At 72.6% G+C, this 16,277-nt stretch carries 15 protein-coding genes, 1 tRNA gene and 1 pseudogene; 9 read left to right on the top strand and 8 right to left on the bottom strand.

All coding sequences use genetic code 11. The annotated features are described in order from the left end of the window. Positions 1-18 precede the first annotated feature (18 nt). Positions 19-1,374 carry a dipeptidase gene (locus LWC33_RS07385; RefSeq protein WP_233303485.1) on the bottom strand — a complete coding sequence of 452 codons (1,356 nt, stop codon included), beginning with the start codon at positions 1,372-1,374 and terminating at the stop codon, positions 19-21. Positions 1,375-1,606: 232 nt separating this feature from the next. Here LWC33_RS07385 and LWC33_RS07380 point away from each other — a divergent pair, with 232 nt between their 5' ends. After that, positions 1,607-3,274, top strand: a complete 1,668-nt coding sequence (locus tag LWC33_RS07380; RefSeq protein WP_233303484.1) for a fatty acyl-AMP ligase — start codon at positions 1,607-1,609, stop codon at positions 3,272-3,274. 74 nt (positions 3,275-3,348) lie between these two features. Here LWC33_RS07380 and pth read toward each other — a convergent pair whose 3' ends face one another. Together pth and LWC33_RS07370 are read right to left on the bottom strand one after the other, a co-directional pair. Then, on the bottom strand, positions 3,349-3,945 hold the full coding sequence (pth, locus tag LWC33_RS07375; protein WP_233303483.1) for an aminoacyl-tRNA hydrolase: 597 nt from the start codon (positions 3,943-3,945) through the stop codon (positions 3,349-3,351). Between the two features lie 3 nt (positions 3,946-3,948). Then, positions 3,949-4,629 carry a 50S ribosomal protein L25/general stress protein Ctc gene (locus tag LWC33_RS07370; protein ID WP_233303482.1) on the bottom strand — a complete coding sequence of 227 codons (681 nt, stop codon included), beginning with the start codon at positions 4,627-4,629 and terminating at the stop codon, positions 3,949-3,951. A gap of 1,459 nt (positions 4,630-6,088) precedes the next feature. On the opposite strand from LWC33_RS07370, the pseudogene LWC33_RS36460 reads away from it, so the two are divergent. Then, positions 6,089-6,310, top strand: a pseudogene (locus LWC33_RS36460) (DUF2637 domain-containing protein); the annotation flags it as partial. Positions 6,311-6,484: 174 nt separating this feature from the next. Here LWC33_RS36460 and LWC33_RS07365 read toward each other — a convergent pair. Together LWC33_RS07365 and LWC33_RS07360 are read right to left on the bottom strand one after the other, a co-directional pair. Beyond that, complete coding sequence (locus tag LWC33_RS07365; protein WP_233303481.1) at positions 6,485-7,120, bottom strand: class F sortase; 636 nt, start codon at positions 7,118-7,120, stop codon at positions 6,485-6,487. Between the two features lie 3 nt (positions 7,121-7,123). Next, entirely contained in the window at positions 7,124-7,600 is a 477-nt protein-coding gene (locus LWC33_RS07360) for an excalibur calcium-binding domain-containing protein (protein ID WP_233303480.1), read from the bottom strand. Between the two features lie 260 nt (positions 7,601-7,860). On the opposite strand from LWC33_RS07360, the gene LWC33_RS07355 reads away from it, so the two are divergent. After that, positions 7,861-8,838, top strand: coding sequence for a tyrosine-type recombinase/integrase (locus LWC33_RS07355; RefSeq protein WP_233303479.1), 978 nt, complete (start codon positions 7,861-7,863; stop codon positions 8,836-8,838). Positions 8,839-8,886: 48 nt separating this feature from the next. Here the strand turns inward: LWC33_RS07355 and LWC33_RS07350 are convergent, their stop codons facing one another. Further along, positions 8,887-9,867: a ribose-phosphate diphosphokinase gene (locus LWC33_RS07350; RefSeq protein ID WP_504937472.1), complete on the bottom strand. Its 981-nt coding sequence runs from the start codon at positions 9,865-9,867 to the stop codon at positions 8,887-8,889. After that, positions 9,864-11,360, bottom strand: a complete 1,497-nt coding sequence (gene glmU, locus LWC33_RS07345) for a bifunctional UDP-N-acetylglucosamine diphosphorylase/glucosamine-1-phosphate N-acetyltransferase GlmU (protein WP_233303478.1) — start codon at positions 11,358-11,360, stop codon at positions 9,864-9,866. The genes LWC33_RS07350 and glmU overlap by 4 nt, the downstream gene beginning before the upstream one ends. A gap of 146 nt (positions 11,361-11,506) precedes the next feature. On the opposite strand from glmU, the gene LWC33_RS07340 reads away from it, so the two are divergent. Next, on the top strand, positions 11,507-11,980 hold the full coding sequence (locus LWC33_RS07340; RefSeq protein WP_233303477.1) for a L,D-transpeptidase: 474 nt from the start codon (positions 11,507-11,509) through the stop codon (positions 11,978-11,980). Between the two features lie 113 nt (positions 11,981-12,093). Further along, a complete protein-coding gene (locus LWC33_RS07335) occupies positions 12,094-12,531 on the top strand; it encodes an OsmC family peroxiredoxin (protein ID WP_233303476.1) in 438 nt (145 codons plus the stop codon). Positions 12,532-12,545: 14 nt separating this feature from the next. On the opposite strand, the gene LWC33_RS07330 is transcribed toward LWC33_RS07335, so the two are convergent. Then, positions 12,546-12,616, bottom strand: a tRNA-Gln gene (locus LWC33_RS07330). Positions 12,617-12,781: 165 nt separating this feature from the next. On the opposite strand from LWC33_RS07330, the gene LWC33_RS07325 reads away from it, so the two are divergent. From LWC33_RS07325 to LWC33_RS07310, 4 genes are all read left to right on the top strand, one after another. After that, positions 12,782-14,011, top strand: coding sequence for a class I SAM-dependent methyltransferase (locus LWC33_RS07325; RefSeq protein WP_233303475.1), 1,230 nt, complete (start codon positions 12,782-12,784; stop codon positions 14,009-14,011). Positions 14,012-14,143: 132 nt separating this feature from the next. Continuing rightward, on the top strand, positions 14,144-14,815 hold the full coding sequence (locus tag LWC33_RS07320; RefSeq protein ID WP_233303474.1) for a PIG-L deacetylase family protein: 672 nt from the start codon (positions 14,144-14,146) through the stop codon (positions 14,813-14,815). 61 nt (positions 14,816-14,876) lie between these two features. After that, entirely contained in the window at positions 14,877-15,908 is a 1,032-nt protein-coding gene (locus LWC33_RS07315; protein WP_233303473.1) for an NAD-dependent epimerase/dehydratase family protein, read from the top strand. Positions 15,909-15,953: 45 nt separating this feature from the next. Then, the gene (locus LWC33_RS07310; protein ID WP_233303472.1) at positions 15,954-16,223 is read left to right on the top strand and encodes a DUF2277 domain-containing protein; all 270 of its coding nucleotides are present in this window, start codon (positions 15,954-15,956) and stop codon (positions 16,221-16,223) included. Positions 16,224-16,277: the final 54 nt, after the last annotated feature.

Below are 16,277 nucleotides of genomic sequence, written 5' to 3'. Positions count from 1 at the left end.
ATATCGAAGAACTGTCGGTCAGCGGCGGAGCTCGTCGAGCAGGAAGGCCTCGGCACGGGCGCCCGTGCCGAACATGGACAGCGACAGCGACTCGTCGATCCCGTGCCACCGCGAGGCGGGGTCGCCCACGCCCGTGACCAGGACGGCCGCGCCGGGGAAGGTGCGGGCGAACTCGGCTATGAAGGGGATGCTGCCGCCGATGCCCATCTCCACGGTCGCGGTGCCGAAGGCCTCCGCGAAGGCGCGCTTGGCCGCGTCGTACGCCCCGCCGTTGGCGTCGAGGCTGAAGGGCTCGGCCACGCCCGACCCGGGCTCGACCGTGACCGTCGCGCCCCAGGGCACGTGCGCCCGCAGGTGCTCGGCGAGCTTCTCCCGCGCCGCGAGGGCGTCCTCGCCGGGAGCGAGGCGCATGCTGACCATCGCGCGGGCACGCGGAAGCAGCACGTTCGCGGCCTGCGCGACCGAAGGCGCGTCGATCCCGAGGACGGCGATCGCCGGCTTGTGGTAGATCCGCTCGGCCAGCGTGCCGGTCCCGAGCAGCTCGGCGCCCTCCACCAGGCCCGCCTCGGCGCGCCACTCCGCCTCGGGGATGTCCAGAGCGGCGGCGTCCGTGCCCGTGTTCGCGTGCAGACCGGGGACGGCGACCTCGCCCTTCTCGTCGTGCAGGCTCGCGAGGGCGTGGGTCAACGCGGTGAGCGCGTCGCCGACCGGGCCGCCGAAGACGCCCGAGTGCAGCGGCCGCTCCAGCAGCGACACGTCGATCACGACGTCGACGAGCCCCCGCAGGCTCGTGGTGAGCGCGGGGACGTCGACGGCAGGGTTGGCGGCGTCGGCGATCACGATGACGTCCGCGGCGAGCAGCTCGTGGTGCTCCCGCAGCAGCTGCGGGAGCGTGGGCGACCCGGACTCCTCCTCGCCCTCGATGAACAGCGTGACGCCGACCGGCGGCTTCCCCTCGTACGCACGCAGCACCGCGAGGTGGGTCATCACGCCGGCCTTGTCGTCCGCGGCGCCGCGCCCGTACAGCCGGCCGTCGCGCTCGGTCGGCTCGAACGGCGGGCTGGTCCAGTGCTCGTCGCCGCCGGTGGGCTGGACGTCGTGGTGGGCGTAGAGCAGCACCGTCGGCTGCCCCTCGGGCGCGGGCCACTGCGCGACGACGGCGGGCGCGCCGCCTTCCGCGCGCAGGATCTGCAGGTTCGCCGGGTTCAGGGCGCCGGCGAGCTCCGCGACGGCCGCAGCGCTCGCCTCGGTGTCGGCGGCGTGCGCCGGGTCGGCCCAGATGCTGGGGATGCGCACCAGCCGCTCGAGATCGGCGCGGGCGCCCGGGATCACGGCCTCGACGGCCGCGGCGATCGAGTCACGGGTGGAAGCCACGGGCCCGACCCTACGCCCGTCCCCACCCTCCGGACCGGCGCGGACGGGGCTCCCGGATCGCGTTATGGATCCATAACGCGCTCAGACGGGCGCCCTGGACGCGTTGTGGATCCATGCTGCGCTCGGGCGGGCGGCCTGATCGCGTCATGGATCCATACTGCGACCGGAGAGGCCCGCGAGCCACGTTGTGGATCCGTACTGCGATCACCGCTGTGGGCCTTAGGCTGCGCGCATGTCCCGGTTCCTCGCGATGTTGCTGGAGTCCGCCGCCGACACCTCCCGCGGCATGACGACCGGCGAGCCCGCCGCCCCCGTCCGTCGGCTGTGGAGCGAGGTGCACGGGACCGCGCGCGGGATCGCCGACGCCCTGCGCCGACCCGACGGCGACACCCCCGCCCTCACCCGCGGCGGCGCCGTGGGCGTGCTGGCGGGCGACCCGGCCGTGATCGCCCCGCTCGCACAGGCCGTCTGGCTCACCGGGGGCAGTGTCACGATGCTGCACCAGCCCACCGCCCGCACCGACCTGATGCACTGGGCCGAGGACACGGTCGCGGTGCTGCGCATGATCGACGCGAGCATGGTGCTGCTCGGCGCCCCCTTCGACGCGCTCGCCCCGGTGCTCACCGAGCGCGGCATCCCGTTCCGGGTGGTCGACTCGCTGCAGGGCGACCCGGCCGCCGTCACGCCCGACGCCGACGCCGCCGCCGAGGACGACACCGCGCTGCTGCAGCTCACCAGCGGCTCCACCGCGGAGCCGAAGGCCGTCCGCATCACCCATCGCAACCTGCACGCGAACATCACCGCGATGCGCGAGGCCGCGCGCCTCGACGTCGAGCGCGACGTGATGGTCTCCTGGCTGCCGCTCTTCCACGACATGGGCATGGTCGGGTTCCTGACGATCCCGATGGTGACCGCGCTCGAGCTCGTCACGGTCACGCCGGTGGACTTCCTGTCCCGCCCGCTGCTCTGGGCGGAGCTGATCTCGAAGTACCGCGGGACGGTCACCGCCGCACCGAACTTCGCCTACGCCGTGCTCGCCCGTCAGCTCGCGCGGGCCGAACAGGAGCTGGACCTGTCGTCGTTGCGGATCGCGCTCAACGGCGCCGAGCCCGTCGACCCGGCGGCGGTCGGGGCCTTCGTGGATGCCGGGGCGCGGTTCGGGCTGCGCCCGGAGTCCGTGCTCTGCGCCTACGGCATGGCGGAGACGGCGCTCGGCGTCGCGTTCGCACCGGTCGCGACCGGGCTCGCCGTCGACGAGATCGACGCCGAGGCCCTCGAGGCGGGTCGCCGCGCCGAGCCCGCCGGTGACGGGCCGACGCGCGCGTTCCCGCTGCTCGGACCGCCCCTGCCGGGGATCGAGGCGCGCGTGGTCGGGGAGTCCGGCGAGGTGCTCGGGACCCGCGGCGTCGGGGTGATCCAGCTGCGCGGTGACTCCGTGACGCCCGGCTACCTGACCGTGAACGGCCCGGTCGCCACCCAGGACGCCGACGGCTGGTTCGACACCGGCGACGAGGGCTACCGCGTCGAGGACGGCCAGGTCGTGGTCTGCGGGCGGCGCAAGGACGTGATCATCATGGGCGGGCGCAACATCTACCCGACGGACATCGAGCGCGCCGCCGCGGAGGCCGACGGCGTGCGGGCCGGCAACGCCGTGGCGGTCCGGCTGTTCGCGGGGGAGGGGCAGCGGCGCGAGTCGTTCGCGGTGGCCGTCGAGGCCCGCAAGGCCGACGACGAGGCCGAGGCCGCCGTGATCCGCAAGGACGTGATCGCGCGCGTGGTGTCCGCGGTGGGGGTGCGGCCCGCGCGGGTGGACGTGTTCCCGCCCGGGACCCTGCCGAAGACGCCGTCGGGCAAGCTCCGCCGGGCCGCCACCGCCGACCTGCTGGCCACCCGGTCCTGACGCCGACGGGCCCTCCCGCGCTGGTGCGGGAGGGCCCGTCGGGGGTCGATCGACCAGGTAGTCGATCGACCAGGTCAGCCGGAGAGGGCGTGGAAGCGGTTCTGCGCGGGCTCGAGGCCCTGCTCCAGCAGCGCCTCGGCGGCGTCGGCGGCCAGGTCGACGGCGAACTCCAGCTCCTTGCGCTCGGTCCCGGAGAACCGCTTGAGCACGAAGTCCGCCGGGTCCTGGCGGCCCGGCGGGCGGCCGATGCCGAACCGCACGCGCAGGTACTCCTTGGTGCCGAGCGAGCGGCTGATCGAGCGCAGGCCGTTGTGCCCGCCCTCGCCGCCGCCGCGCTTCAGCCGGATCACGCCGAAGCCGAGGTCAAGGTCGTCATGCACCACGACGACCTCCTCGGGGGGCACCGAGAAGTACCGGACCAGCCCGGCGACGGGGCCGCCGGACTCGTTCATGTACGTCCGCGGCTTGGCCAGCACGACCTTGCGGCCGGCGAGCCTGCCCTCGGCGATCTCGGCGTTGGACCGCTTGTGCAGCGAGAACCGCGCCCCGGCGCGCCCGGCCAGCAGCTCGACCACGCCGAACCCGACGTTGTGCCGGGTGTCGGCGTAGCCGGGCCCGGGGTTCCCGAGCCCGACGACCAGGGCCGTGCCGGCGGAAGGGGCCGGCGCCACGGATCAGCTCTCGGCGGAGGAGTCGCCCTCGGCGGACTCGCCCTCGGCCGGGGCCTCGGACTCCTCGGCCGGGGTCTCGGGGGCGTCCTCGACGATACCGGCGCCCTCGACGTCCTCGGTGGCCTCGAGGTCCTCGGCGGTCGGCGCGGCGACCACGTTCACGACCAGGTACTCGGGGTCGGTGCGCAGCTCGGAACCCGTCGGCAGCGCGACCTGGCCCGCCAGGAACTGGGTGCCGACCTCGGCGCCCTCGACCGAGACCTCGACGTTCTCGGGGATGTTCAGGGCGTCGGCCTCGACCTCGATGGTGTTCAGGTCCTGGGTGATCAGGCTGCCCGGCACGGCCTCACCGGTGATGATCACCGGAATCTCGACGACGACCTTCTCGCCCTTCTGCACGACGAGCAGGTCGACGTGCTCGATGTAGGGGCGGATCGGGTGGAAGGTGACGGTCTTGGTCAGCGCCAGCTGGCTGCTGCCCCCGACGATGTCCAGCTCGAGCACGGCGTTGCGGCCCTGCTCGCGGACGACGGCGGCGAACTCCAGCGACGGCAGCGTCAGGTGCTGCGGGTCGGTGCCGTGCCCGTACAGGACGGCGGGGATCTTGCCCGCCTTGCGGGTGCGCCGCGCGGCGCCCTTGCCGAACTCGGTCCGGGTCTCGGCGGCGATCTTGGACTGGGCCACGGTGGGTCTCTCTCCTCGAACTGCTGATGTCGCGTGCGCGCGGCGAGGAGGCGGCGGAAAGCCGACCACACGTCGATGACGGCGGGCTCGTCGAACAACCCGCCCTCGCCGCGGAACCGCCGACAAGAGTACGCCCGCGCCGGAACCGGCTCGTCGCAGGGTCCATCAAGGCGGCCGCGCCGGGTGTGCTCGTCAGAGTCGATGGTTCCGACGGCAGTGGTCGAGGACCGTCCGGCCTGCGGCGACGAGCCGGACGTCCGTACCCGCTCCGCGCATCGGCCGACCCCGAGAACGTCGAGGGGCGGGAGGCTCGCGCCTCCCGCCCCTCGGCACGTCGACCTCAGGCGTTGCCGTCGAGCACCTGAGCCGATTTCTTCACTCGGATGGACTACCTGCTGCGTTAGGGCTGGATTCCCGTCCTGAGCTGCCGATCGGCTGTTCCCCAGAGTTCCCTGCAATTCCCTGCACGACCTGGCGCGTACCTGCCTGCCGCTGCCCAGCCACGGCGCCAATACGTCCACATCGGATTCGAGGCCCTCCTTCGCCGCCGCCTGTGCACTCCACCCACAGGACGTTCACATACGCGCGCACGCGCGAAACGAAGGCGGGCCCGGGCGCGACGATCGCAGCGCCGGCCACGGGCCTTGATCAGCTGACAAGGAGCTGACTCGTGCAGGATCTCTAGACGTGGCGCCGAGCTGTCCCGGCACCCGGCCACACGACGTTCTGCCAGCATCACGACGGCGGCCATAATCCGCTGACCACACACCCCGTCCGGGCCCCTTCCATGTCGTCGGCCGACTCCATGTCCTTGGCCCGGCTCCATCGGCGTGAGGGATCCAAGGACGCCCCGATCCCGCCTCTGCTCGGTCGGGCCCTCGCCGAGCGAGGGAGGGATGATCCGCGCCCTCACTGTCGTCGGCTCCATCGCCGTGGTCATCGTGTGGCTACAGACCCGCGCCCCTGAGCGCGTCGAGTTGCCGCCCACGCCAGCCGCGCCTTGCAAGGCGACCCACCGGGACACCGCCACCGTCATTTCGCCCCGACCACTAGGGTGGGGCGGAGGTGACCTCGTGTCCGGAGTCGACGAATGTGGCCGCGCACGCCAGCCGCCGCGTCCGCCGCCAGGTGTTCTGGCCGGCGTTCATCCTCGCGTTCCTCGTCGCCGTGTTTGGCGGGGTCGCGTTCGGTGTCTACCTCTGCTCCCGTCGCCCTATGAGATCGGCCAGTCCGTCATGCCCGGTGGAGGCCAGCTCGACGGGATCCACCGGACCGCCGGGGACTTCCTCGACGCGGCGCGGCGCGTGATCGGGGGCGACCAGTGAGCGCCCGGGAGTGGTGGGCCCGCTCCTGGCCCGTGCTGCTCGCCGTGTCGACGGTGTCCGCGCTCGGTGGGCCGGCCGCGGTTGCCTCGTAGCGGCACGCCTGGGACGTCATCGCCCGGGCCGGGGATCCGGTCATGGCGCCGTGGCTGGCGCTGACCACCGACGGGATGCTCGTCGCCGCCTTGGTCGTGATCTGGGTGCGCCGGCACCGCGGCGAGCCGGCCGGCCGCGGCTCGCGGGCGGCGTTCTGGGCCAGCATGGTCGCCACCATCGCGGCGAACCTGGCCGCGGCCGAGGTGACCGTGACCGGGTACGTCGTCGCGCTGTGGCCGTCGGTGTGCCTCACGATCACGGTGGAGCTGGCCGCCCTGGTCGCCCACCAAGGCCGTCCGCTCACCTCGGCCCAGCCCGCGCCGGCGGAGCGCCACGCGGCGGGGCCACGGGCCGCGCCTATCTGCCGAGCAAGATGTGACGGCTCCACGGCGCAGTGCGCCTGGAGCCATCACGTCCGCCCCGACTCGGGCGATTGGTCAAGTCGAACTGACCAACCCTGCGTACACGACTATGTTGTCCCGGTAGCTGCGGGCTGCCCGATCAAGCTCTCCGCCGCAAGTGATCAGGCGCAGCTCGGCACCGGCAACGTCGCCATACACCTTCTGCGTCGGGAACGCATCCTTCGAGTACTGCGCGACCTGCCGCACCTGGAACCTCGCGGTCGACCCGTCGGCCCGGTCGACCATGATCTCGTCACCTGGCTTGAGGGAGTGCAGGTCGTAGAACGCCCCCTTCTGATGGTTCCAATCCACGTGGGCGGCGAGCACGGCGGGCCCGCGTTCGCCGGGGGTGGGTGACTCGGTATACCAGCCCACCTTCGTGCCGTCGGCCGGAACCTCCATCGTCCTGTCCGCCTGCAGCCCGAGGTCAATCACGCCACGGGCGTCCACGTCGATCGCCGGAACGCGCAGCCGGGTGGGGTGCGACGCCGCCATCGTCGGCTGGCCCGACTCTGCCGAAGCCACGACCGAGGTCTGTACCGACGCCGCCGGGCTGTTGCCGCCCGCATCTGTGGTGCCGGCACAGCCGGAGACGAGCACCAGGATCAACGCCGCCACCCCCGCCAGGCGGTTCCCAACTCGGCGGGGATGGCGGTGCGTGCGATTGTGCATGCGTCAGTTGAACTGGCGCCCGCGCCAGCTTGCCGCCGCGGCGGTGGTGGCAACCGCGCCCAACCCGGCCAGCGCGATCAGCGCCGGCGCTGTGACGGGCTCGCCGAAGGTCGACCCGTCCCCGGTGTCCACCCCGCCCACAGGCATGGTGCGCACCTGGCCTCCGCTGGTGCTGCTGTCCTGGGAACTGTCGCTGACAGGGGCCACCGAGTTGCCGCTATCGTCAGCGCTGTCACCGGCATCGGACGCCGAGTCGCCGGTCGCGGGCTCGCCGAACTGGCTCTCGCACGCGATGCCGTCGTTGTCGGCATCGAGGCGCTCGGGGTCGCTGGGGTCAGCGTCGAGCGCTGCCTGCGCCTCGGCCTGGGTCGCGAAGTCGGGGCAGTCGCGGTCGGCCTGCTGAGCCTGGGCGATGCCGGCGAGGGGGAGCGTGGCGCCCGCCGCGAGAACGACGGCGAATGCGGTGTTGCGAAGGCGCATGGAGTTGGGCCCCTTGCTGATGTCGGTCGTAAGCGCGCTTCAGGCGCGCAGGGATCGTCTGATCTATAAATGGGACGGCCCTCGCAGCGAGGTGGTTGGCGGCCGAACGGCCCAATTCGACTGACCGCCCGCACCCGCGGGCCGCTCAAGCCTCTGTCGTGCCGATGCCCGGCTCCGCGCGCACGTCGCCGAGCTCGAGCGCCGCCGCACCACCGGCGCCATCGCCCCGCACAACACGCCGCTGTGGGGCAACCAGCAAAGTGTTCAGCCACGGCGAGTACGGCGAGGAGGCCGGCAAGCTGGCCGAGGCGATCATCAAGCGCGGCCGGGCCCTGCCCGTGATCGCGGTGTTCGCGACACAGCGGCCGGACTCGAAGAGCCTGCCGACCGGGGTGTCGACGAACGTGGGCGTCTGGTTCTGCCTGCGGGTGATGGAGCGAGCTATAAGAACGGGATCCGGGCCACGACGTTCACGCATGGGTGTCGGCGACGAGTCGACCGTCGTGCGCCCCGACTACGTCGACACCGTGGCCGCAGAGAAGGTCGCCGCACGGGCCCGGGCGGCGCGGGAGCGGGCCGGGACGCCGCGGGTGGAGCAGGACCGCATCGTGCCCCTGACCGTCGACCAGGTCGACGCGATCGTCGACGTGATCGGGGACCGGTACAAGGCGATGGTGGTCGCGCAGGCCGGCCTCGGGCTGCGGATCGGGGAGCTGCTCGCGCTGCGCGTCGAGGACGTCGACTTCCTCCGCCGGACCGCCCGGGTCGAGCACCAGATCGACCGGATCACCCGCGAGCGGGTGGCGCCGAAGACGCCGCGCTCACGTCGGACGCTGCCGCTGCCGGACGTCGTCGCGGTCGCCCTGTCCCAGCACATCGCCGAGCACCCGCCCGCGGTGAACGGCACGCTCTTCCACACGCGGGACGGGATGCCGATCATGCACGACTGGTACGGCAACAAGGTGTTCACCGCGGCGGCGGTGAAGGCCGGCCTGCCGGACTCGACGACGTCGCATGACCTTCGTCACCACTACGCGAGCGTGCTGCTCGCGTCGGGGCAGTCGGTCGTCGCGGTCGCCGAGCTGCTCGGCCACGAGAACGCGAGCCTCGTCCTGTCGACGTACGGGCACCTGCTGCCCGGGTCGGAGGACGTCGCCCGGCGGGCAATCGACGCGGCCTGGAACACGGCCCGGGAGCCTGCCGAGCAGGCTTCCGCTGCCCAGGGACGGCCCGAATGATCTTCGTAGCCCTGTTGTCCCTGGTGGGGAGCCTGCCCAGCGACGTGCCTAGGCGTTGCCGTCGAACAGGCTGGTGACCGAGCCGTCGTCGAAGACCTGGTGGATCGCCTCGGCCAGCAGCGGGGCGATCGAGAGCACGGTCATGTTCGGGAACCGCTTCTCGTCCGGGATCGGCAGCGTGTCGGTGAAGATCACCTCGCGCGCACCGCAGGTGGACAGCCGCTCGACCGCGGGACCGGAGAGCACGGGGTGCGTGGCCGCGATGATCACGTCCTTCGCCCCCTCCTTGAGCAGCACCTCGACCGTCTTCGCCACCGTGCCACCGGTGTCGATCATGTCGTCGATGACCACGCAGGTGCGGCCGTCGATCTCACCGACCACGCGGTTCGCCTTGGCCTCGTTCGGCTTGAGCGGGTCGCGGGTCTTGTGGATGAAGGCCAGCGGCGTGCCGCCCAGCGTCTCCGCCCAGCGCTCGGCCAGCCGCACGCGCCCGGAGTCCGGCGAGACGACGGCGAGGTCGGCGCCCGCGTAGTTCTGCTTGATGTGCTCGGCGAGCACCGGCAGCGCGAAGAGGTGGTCCACCGGGCCGTCGAAGAAGCCCTGGATCTGCGCCGTGTGCAGGTCGACCGTCATGATCCGGTCGGCACCGGCCGTCTTGAACAGGTCCGCGACCAGGCGGGCCGAGATCGGCTCGCGGCCGCGGTGCTTCTTGTCCTGGCGGGCGTAGCCCCAGAACGGCATGACCACGGTGATCCGCTTGGCCGAGGCGCGCTTGAGCGCGTCGACCATGATCAGCTGCTCCATGATCGCGTCGTTGATCGGCGCGCTGTGCGCCTGCAGGACGAACGCGTCGCACCCGCGCACCGACTCCTCGAACCGGACGAAGATCTCGCCGTTCGCGAAGGAGTACGCCGACTGCGGCGTGACGGTGACGTCGAGCTCCTTGGCGACCTGCTCGGCCAGCTCGGGGTGCGCCCTCCCGGAGAAGAACATGAGGTTCTTCTTGGGCTGACCCGACATCGCACTCACTGCGCTGTGCCTCCTCGGCCGCTCTCGGCCGCGTCCCGGGCGGCCGTGTCGCTGGCCCGCTCGGCGGCCTCGGCCGCCGGCGTGCCGGGTCGCTTCCGTACGACCCATCCGTCGATGGTGCGCTGTGGCCCGGACGACACCGCCAGCGCCCCCGGCGGAACGTCCTCGCGGACGACGGTGCCGGCACCCGTGTAGGCGCCGTCGCCGATGTTCACCGGGGCGATGAACATCGTGTCGGACCCGGTCCGGACGTGCGAACCGATGGTCGTCCGGTGCTTGGCCACCCCGTCGTAGTTGACGAAGACCGACGAGGCGCCGATGTTGCTCTGCTCGCCGATCGTGGCGTCGCCCACATAGGTGAGGTGGGGCACCTTGGAGCCGCGGCCGATCTCCGCGTTCTTCACCTCGACGAAGGTGCCGATCTTGCCGTCGGCGCCCAGCCGCGCGCCCGGGCGCAGGTAGGCGAACGGGCCCACGGAGGCACCGGGCCCGATCCACGACGACGAGCCGTGCGTCCGGACCACCGAGGCGCCCTCGCCGATCTCGACGTCCGTGAGCGTGGAGTCCGGGCCGACGACCGCCGCGTCGCCCACCGTCGTCTGCCCGCGCAGCTGCGTCCCCGGCTCGACGACGACGTCGCGCCCGAGCCGGACCTGGACGTCGACCCACGTGCTGGTGGGGTCGACGACGGTCACGCCCGCGAGCATCCACCGCTCCAGCACCCGCCGGTTCAGCTCGGCGCGGACCGCGGCGAGCTGCACCCGGTCGTTGACGCCCGCGACCAGCCACGGGTCGTCCACCCGCACCGCCTCGACGCGCAGGCCGTCGGCGACCGCGAGCGCGACCAGGTCGGTCAGGTAGAGCTCGCCCTGGGCGTTGGCGGTGTCGAGGCGGCCGAGGCCGGCGGCGAGGAAGGCGGCGTCGAAGGCGTAGACGCCGGAGTTGATCTCCGTGAGCGCCCGCTGCTCCTCGGTGGCGTCCTTCTGCTCGACGATCCGCAGCACCGAGCCCGTGGGGTCGCGGACGATCCGCCCGTACCCGGTGGGGTCGTCCAGGTCCGTGGTGAGCAGCGTGACGGCGGCGCCCGCGGTCTCGTGGAGCCGCAGGACCTCGCCGAACGTCGTGGCGTCGAGCAGCGGCACGTCCCCATAGGTCACCAGGACGGTGCCGGTCAGGCCGCCGGGCAGGGCGGCGAGACCGCAGCGGACGGCGTCGCCCGTGCCGTTCTGCTGCTCCTGGACGGCGGGCAGGACCCGGCGCGCAACCTCGTCGCCGAGGCGCTCGAGCGCCTCGCCGACCTGCTCGCGGGCGTGGCCGACGACCACCGCGAGGTGCTCCGGCTCCAGCTCCGCGACCGCGTGCACGGCGTGCCCGAGCAGGCTCCGGCCGCCGATCTCGTGCAGCACCTTGGGGGTCGCGGACCGCATCCGGGTCCCCTCACCCGCGGCCAGCACCACGGCGGCGGCGGGGCGGGCGGAAGGGCGGTCGGGCATGGGCGCTCCTCGAGATGGTCGGGTCCCCGATGCGGGGCGAATCCTACGCGGGCCTGTCGGGCGGCTCGTCCGGCTCGTTACCTCGTCCCGCCCCCGTCGTTGTGCTGTCGGCGGGTCGAACGGGACGAAAGGTGCCGAGCGGACAGATGGGAAGGCACAGCAGGGCGCGTTCGCCCCGGGTGCGCGGGGCGGTCGCGGCCGGACTGGTCGGGGTGGGGACGCTCGCCGCCGGTCAGGGTCAGGCTGTCGCGGGGCCCGGCACCCTCGAGGGGACCCCGTGCACCGCGGAGGCGCGTGCGTGCGTGGACCTCGCCGGGAAGAAGGCCTGGTTGATCGACGACGGGAAGGTGGTCCGCGGCCCGGTCGCGACGAGCCCGGGCGGGCCCGGCCACGAGACGCCGCGCGGCGACTTCGTCGTCGAGTGGAAGAACGACACGCACCGGAGCAAGGAGTTCAACGACGCGCCGATGCCGTTCGCGGTGTTCTTCGCCGAGGGCGGCATCGCGTTCCACGAGGGCAGCCTGCAGACGCCGTCGGCCGGGTGCGTCCGCCTGGCGAACGAGGACGCCCGGGCCTTCTACGACTTCCTCCAGGTCGGCGACGCGGTCCAGGTGCGCTGATCCTCCGCTCGTCGTCCCGATCGGACCGGTCGGCGATCCCGCGCTCACCTCGCGTGTATCGGGAACCACGCGGTGGGTTCCTCCCTACGGACCATCGCCGACGGGAGGCCCGAATGCCCACTCGCACCGCACGGACGGCCTGGAACGGAACCCTGGAGCAGGGATCCGGCCAGGTCGAGATGACCAGCAGCAAGGTCGGCACCTACGAGGTCAGCTTCCCCAAGCGCGCGGCCGACGAGGCCGGCGGCACCACCAGCCCCGAGGAGCTCATCGCCGCGGCCCACTCGGCCTGCTACGCGATGCAGCTCTCCGCGCTGATCGGCCAGGAGGGCGCAACGCCCGAGGCGCTCGACGTGAAGGCCGACGTCTCGCTCGGACCGGACCAGGGCGGCGGGTTCCGGATCACGGGCATCGCGCTCACCGTCCGGGGCGAGGTCCCGGGCATGGACGCCGCCGCCTTCGAGCGGGCCGCCCAGGCCGCCAAGGAGGGCTGCCCGGTCAGCAAGGCGCTGACCGGCACCACGATCACGCTCGACGCCGCGCTGGACTGAGCGCGCCCGTACTGCTCCGCCGCCAGGATTCGAACCTGGACCATCGGAACCAAAATCCGAGGTGCTGCCGTTACACCACGGCGGACAGGCCTCCATCCTGTCACGGGCGTGTGCGGCGGCTGCGGCGGCGCATCCGGCCGGGTCGCGGCGGTTGGTTCGACCGAACGGCCGCACCGCGGGGTAACGGCCGCACGGGAGCGGGCGAACCCGGACGTGTCGTGCAGACCGTCGCCGTGGGGGCATCAGAACCGTGACCGATCTCCGTTGCCGGCTGTGCGGGTCCACCGGCCTGCGCAGCTTCCTCGACCTCGGGGCGACGCCCCCGTGCGAGCTGTTCCTCACCGCCGACGCGCTCGAGCGGCCGGAGCCGACCTATCCCCTGCACGTGCGGGTCTGCGAGGAGTGCCTGCTCGCCCAGCTCCCTCCGCTGATCACACCGGAGGAGACCTTCACCGAGTACGCCTACTTCTCCTCGTACTCGACGTCGTGGGTGGAGCACGCGAAGCGGTTCGTCGACTCGTCGAGCGAGCGGCTCGGGCTCGGGCCGGACTCGTTCGTCCTCGAGGTGGCCAGCAACGACGGCTACCTGCTGCAGCACGTGGTCGGACGCGGGATCCGTTGTCTGGGGATCGAGCCGTCGCGCAACGTGGGTGAGGCCGCGCGCGAGCGGGGCGTGCCCACCCTGACCGCGTTCCTCACCCCCGAGACCGGAGCGCACGTCCGCGCGGAGCACGGGCCGGCGGATCTGGTGGCCCTGAACAACGTCTACGCCCACATCCCCGACGTCGTCGGCTTCACCGAGGGCCTGCGCGCGCTCGTCGCCGACGACGGCTGGGTGTCGATCGAAGTCCAGCACCTGCTCACGCTCGTGGAACGGACCCAGTTCGACACCGTCTACCACGAGCACTTCCAGTACTACACGCTGCTCACGGCGCAGCGGGCCCTCGCATCGGGCGGGCTGACGGTCGTCGACGTCGAGCTCCTGGACACCCACGGCGGGTCGATCCGCGTCTGGGCCCGGCCGGCCGCCGTCGCGGGCGAGCCCTCGGCCCGGGTACGCGAGGTGCTGGCGGCGGAGGAGAAGGCCGGACTGCACACCGCCGACGGTCACGACGGCTTCGCCGAAGCCGTCTCGCGGGTGCGCGACGACCTGGTGGCCTTCCTGATCGAGGCGCGGCGCGCGGGACGGACCGTGGTGGGCTACGGGGCGCCCGGCAAGGGCAACACGCTGCTCAACTACTGCGGCATCCGGCCCGACCTGCTGCCGTACACGGTGGACCGCAACCCGTACAAGCACGGCCGGTTCACCCCGGGCACGCGGATCCCGGTCCTGCCGCCGGAACGCATCGAGGCCGACCGGCCGGACTACGTGCTCGTCCTCCCGTGGAACCTGCGCGACGAGCTCGTCGAGCAGCTCGCGTCCGTACGGGAGTGGGGCGGCCGGCTCGTCTTCCCGATCCCGACCCTCGAGGTCGTCTGAGCTGAGAGCACCGGGAGTGATCGTTCGGCCCTGTCGGCGCGGGGTGCGACGGGGGATGCTGTGGGGCGTCACCGACCGCACCACGGCGCCCGTCCGTCGCCGTCCCGTCCGCGAGGAGCGCTGAGCCCGACGATGCTGAGCCTGTTGCCCGAGCGCCTGGACCAGATGGTCCTGCTCGGAGCCCACTGCGATGACATCGCGATCGGGGCGGGCGGAGCGCTGCTCGAGCTCTGTCGGGCGCACCCGGGCGTCTCCGTCACGGCCATGGTGCTGACGGGCGGCGGCTCATTGCGCGAGGAGGAGGAGCGGGAGGCGCTCGCGGCCTTCTGCCCCGGCGCCAAGCTCGAGATCATCGTGCACGACCTGCCGGACGGGCGCGTGCCGGTGCGCTGGGAACGCGCCAAGCAGGCGGTCGAGGAGGTCCGGGCGATGGGGGAGCCGGACCTGATCCTCGGACCCACGGCGCACGACGCGCACCAGGACCACCGGACCCTGTCGAAGATCATCCCCACGGTCTTCCGCGACCACCTGGCCCTCGGCTACGAGATCCTGAAGTGGGAGAGCGATCTCGCGCAGCCGTCGGTCTACCTGCCCCTCGCGGAGCCGGTGCTCCGGGAGAAGGTCACCAAGCTCCTCGAGCACTACGGCAGCCAGCGGGACCGGACGTGGTTCGACGCCGAGACGTTCGCCGGACTCGCCCGGGTGCGCGGCGTGCAGTGCCATGCGCGCTACGCCGAGGCGTTCCACGTCCAGAAGCTGGTCCTGGGCGTAGCGCCGCTCACCGGGATCGACCCCGTCGACTAATGCTCCGCGCGCCGCGGACGAGTCATCCGGTGCACCGCGGAACGGCGACGAGGAGACACCAGTGCGCGTACTGCTGACCGGCCACCAGGGCTACCTGGGCACCGTGATGGCCCCGATCCTGGCGGCCGCCGGGCACGAGGTCACGGGTCTGGACAGCGGGCTCTTCGCCGACTGCGTCCTCGGCTCGCTCGACACCCCGGACGTGCCCGGCCTGGCCGTCGACCTCCGCGACGTCTCGGTGGACCGGCTGGCGGGCTTCGACGCCGTGGTGCACATGGCGGCGCTGTCCAACGACCCGCTCGGCTCGCTCGCGCCGCGGATCACCTACGACATCAACCACCACGCGTCGACGCGGCTGGCGCGGCTGGCCAAGGAAGCCGGGGTGGGGCGGTTCGTGTACGCCTCGACCTGCTCCGTCTACGGCGCCCAGTCCGGCGACGACCTCGTCGACGAGGACGCCCCGCTCAAGCCGGTCACGCCCTACGCCGAGTCGAAGGTGCGGGTGGAGGACGACCTCGTCGAGCTGGCCGACCCCGACTTCGTCCCGGTCTCGATGCGCAACGCCACCGCCTTCGGCTTCTCGCCCCGGCTGCGGGCCGACATCGTGCTGAACAACCTGACGGGGCACGCCGTCCTCACGAACGTCGTGAAGGTCCTCTCCGACGGCACCCCCTGGCGTCCGCTCGCCCATGCCGAGGACATCGCGGGGGCGGTCGTCGCCGCCCTCGCCGCACCCGCCGACGTCGTCCGCGGGCGGGCCTACAACGTGGGGACCGAGCAGAACAACCGGACGGTCGCCGAGATCGCCCGGGCCGTGGTCGACGCGGTCCCCGGCGCGGAGCTGGCGATCACCGGCGAGGCCGGCAACGACCCGCGGTCGTACCGCGTGGACTTCTCGCGGGCCCGCAAGGAGCTCGGCTTCGAGGCTGCGTGGACGATCCCGGCCGGGGCGCAGCAGCTGGCGGCCGAGTACCGGGCGCGGGGACTGACCCAGGAGGCGTTCGACAACCGGTTCACCCGGCTCGCGGTGCTGAAGGCGCGCCAGGCCGCCGGGACCCTCGACGCGGGTATGCACGTGATCCGCGGGTCCTGAGCTGCTACAACGGCGGGTGCCGACGTCGAGCCCCGGAGAGCGAGCATGTGCCGCAACATCCGCACCCTGCACAACTTCGAGCCGCCCGCGTCCCGGTCGGAGGTGGAGGCGGCGGCGTTGCAGTACGTCCGCAAGATCAGCGGGTCGACGCGGCCGTCGCAGGCCAACCAGGAGGCGTTCGACCGGGCAGTGGCAGAGATCGCGCACGTCACCCAGCACCTGCTCGACGACCTCGTGACCACCGCCCCGCCGAAGGACCGCGAGGTGGAGGCAGCCAAGGCGCGCGCCCGGGCGCAGGAGCGCTACGCGCGCTGAGCGCTGCCGCGCGCCCCTTGTCACCAGCCCGGTCCCGGACCCTGCTGCCCGGTG

It is taken from the genome of Pseudonocardia terrae, assembly GCF_021343995.1.
Lineage (GTDB): Bacteria > Actinomycetota > Actinomycetes > Mycobacteriales > Pseudonocardiaceae > Pseudonocardia > Pseudonocardia terrae.
Note: the sequence above shows the minus strand (reverse complement) of the source record. Positions and strands in the feature narration are given on the sequence as shown.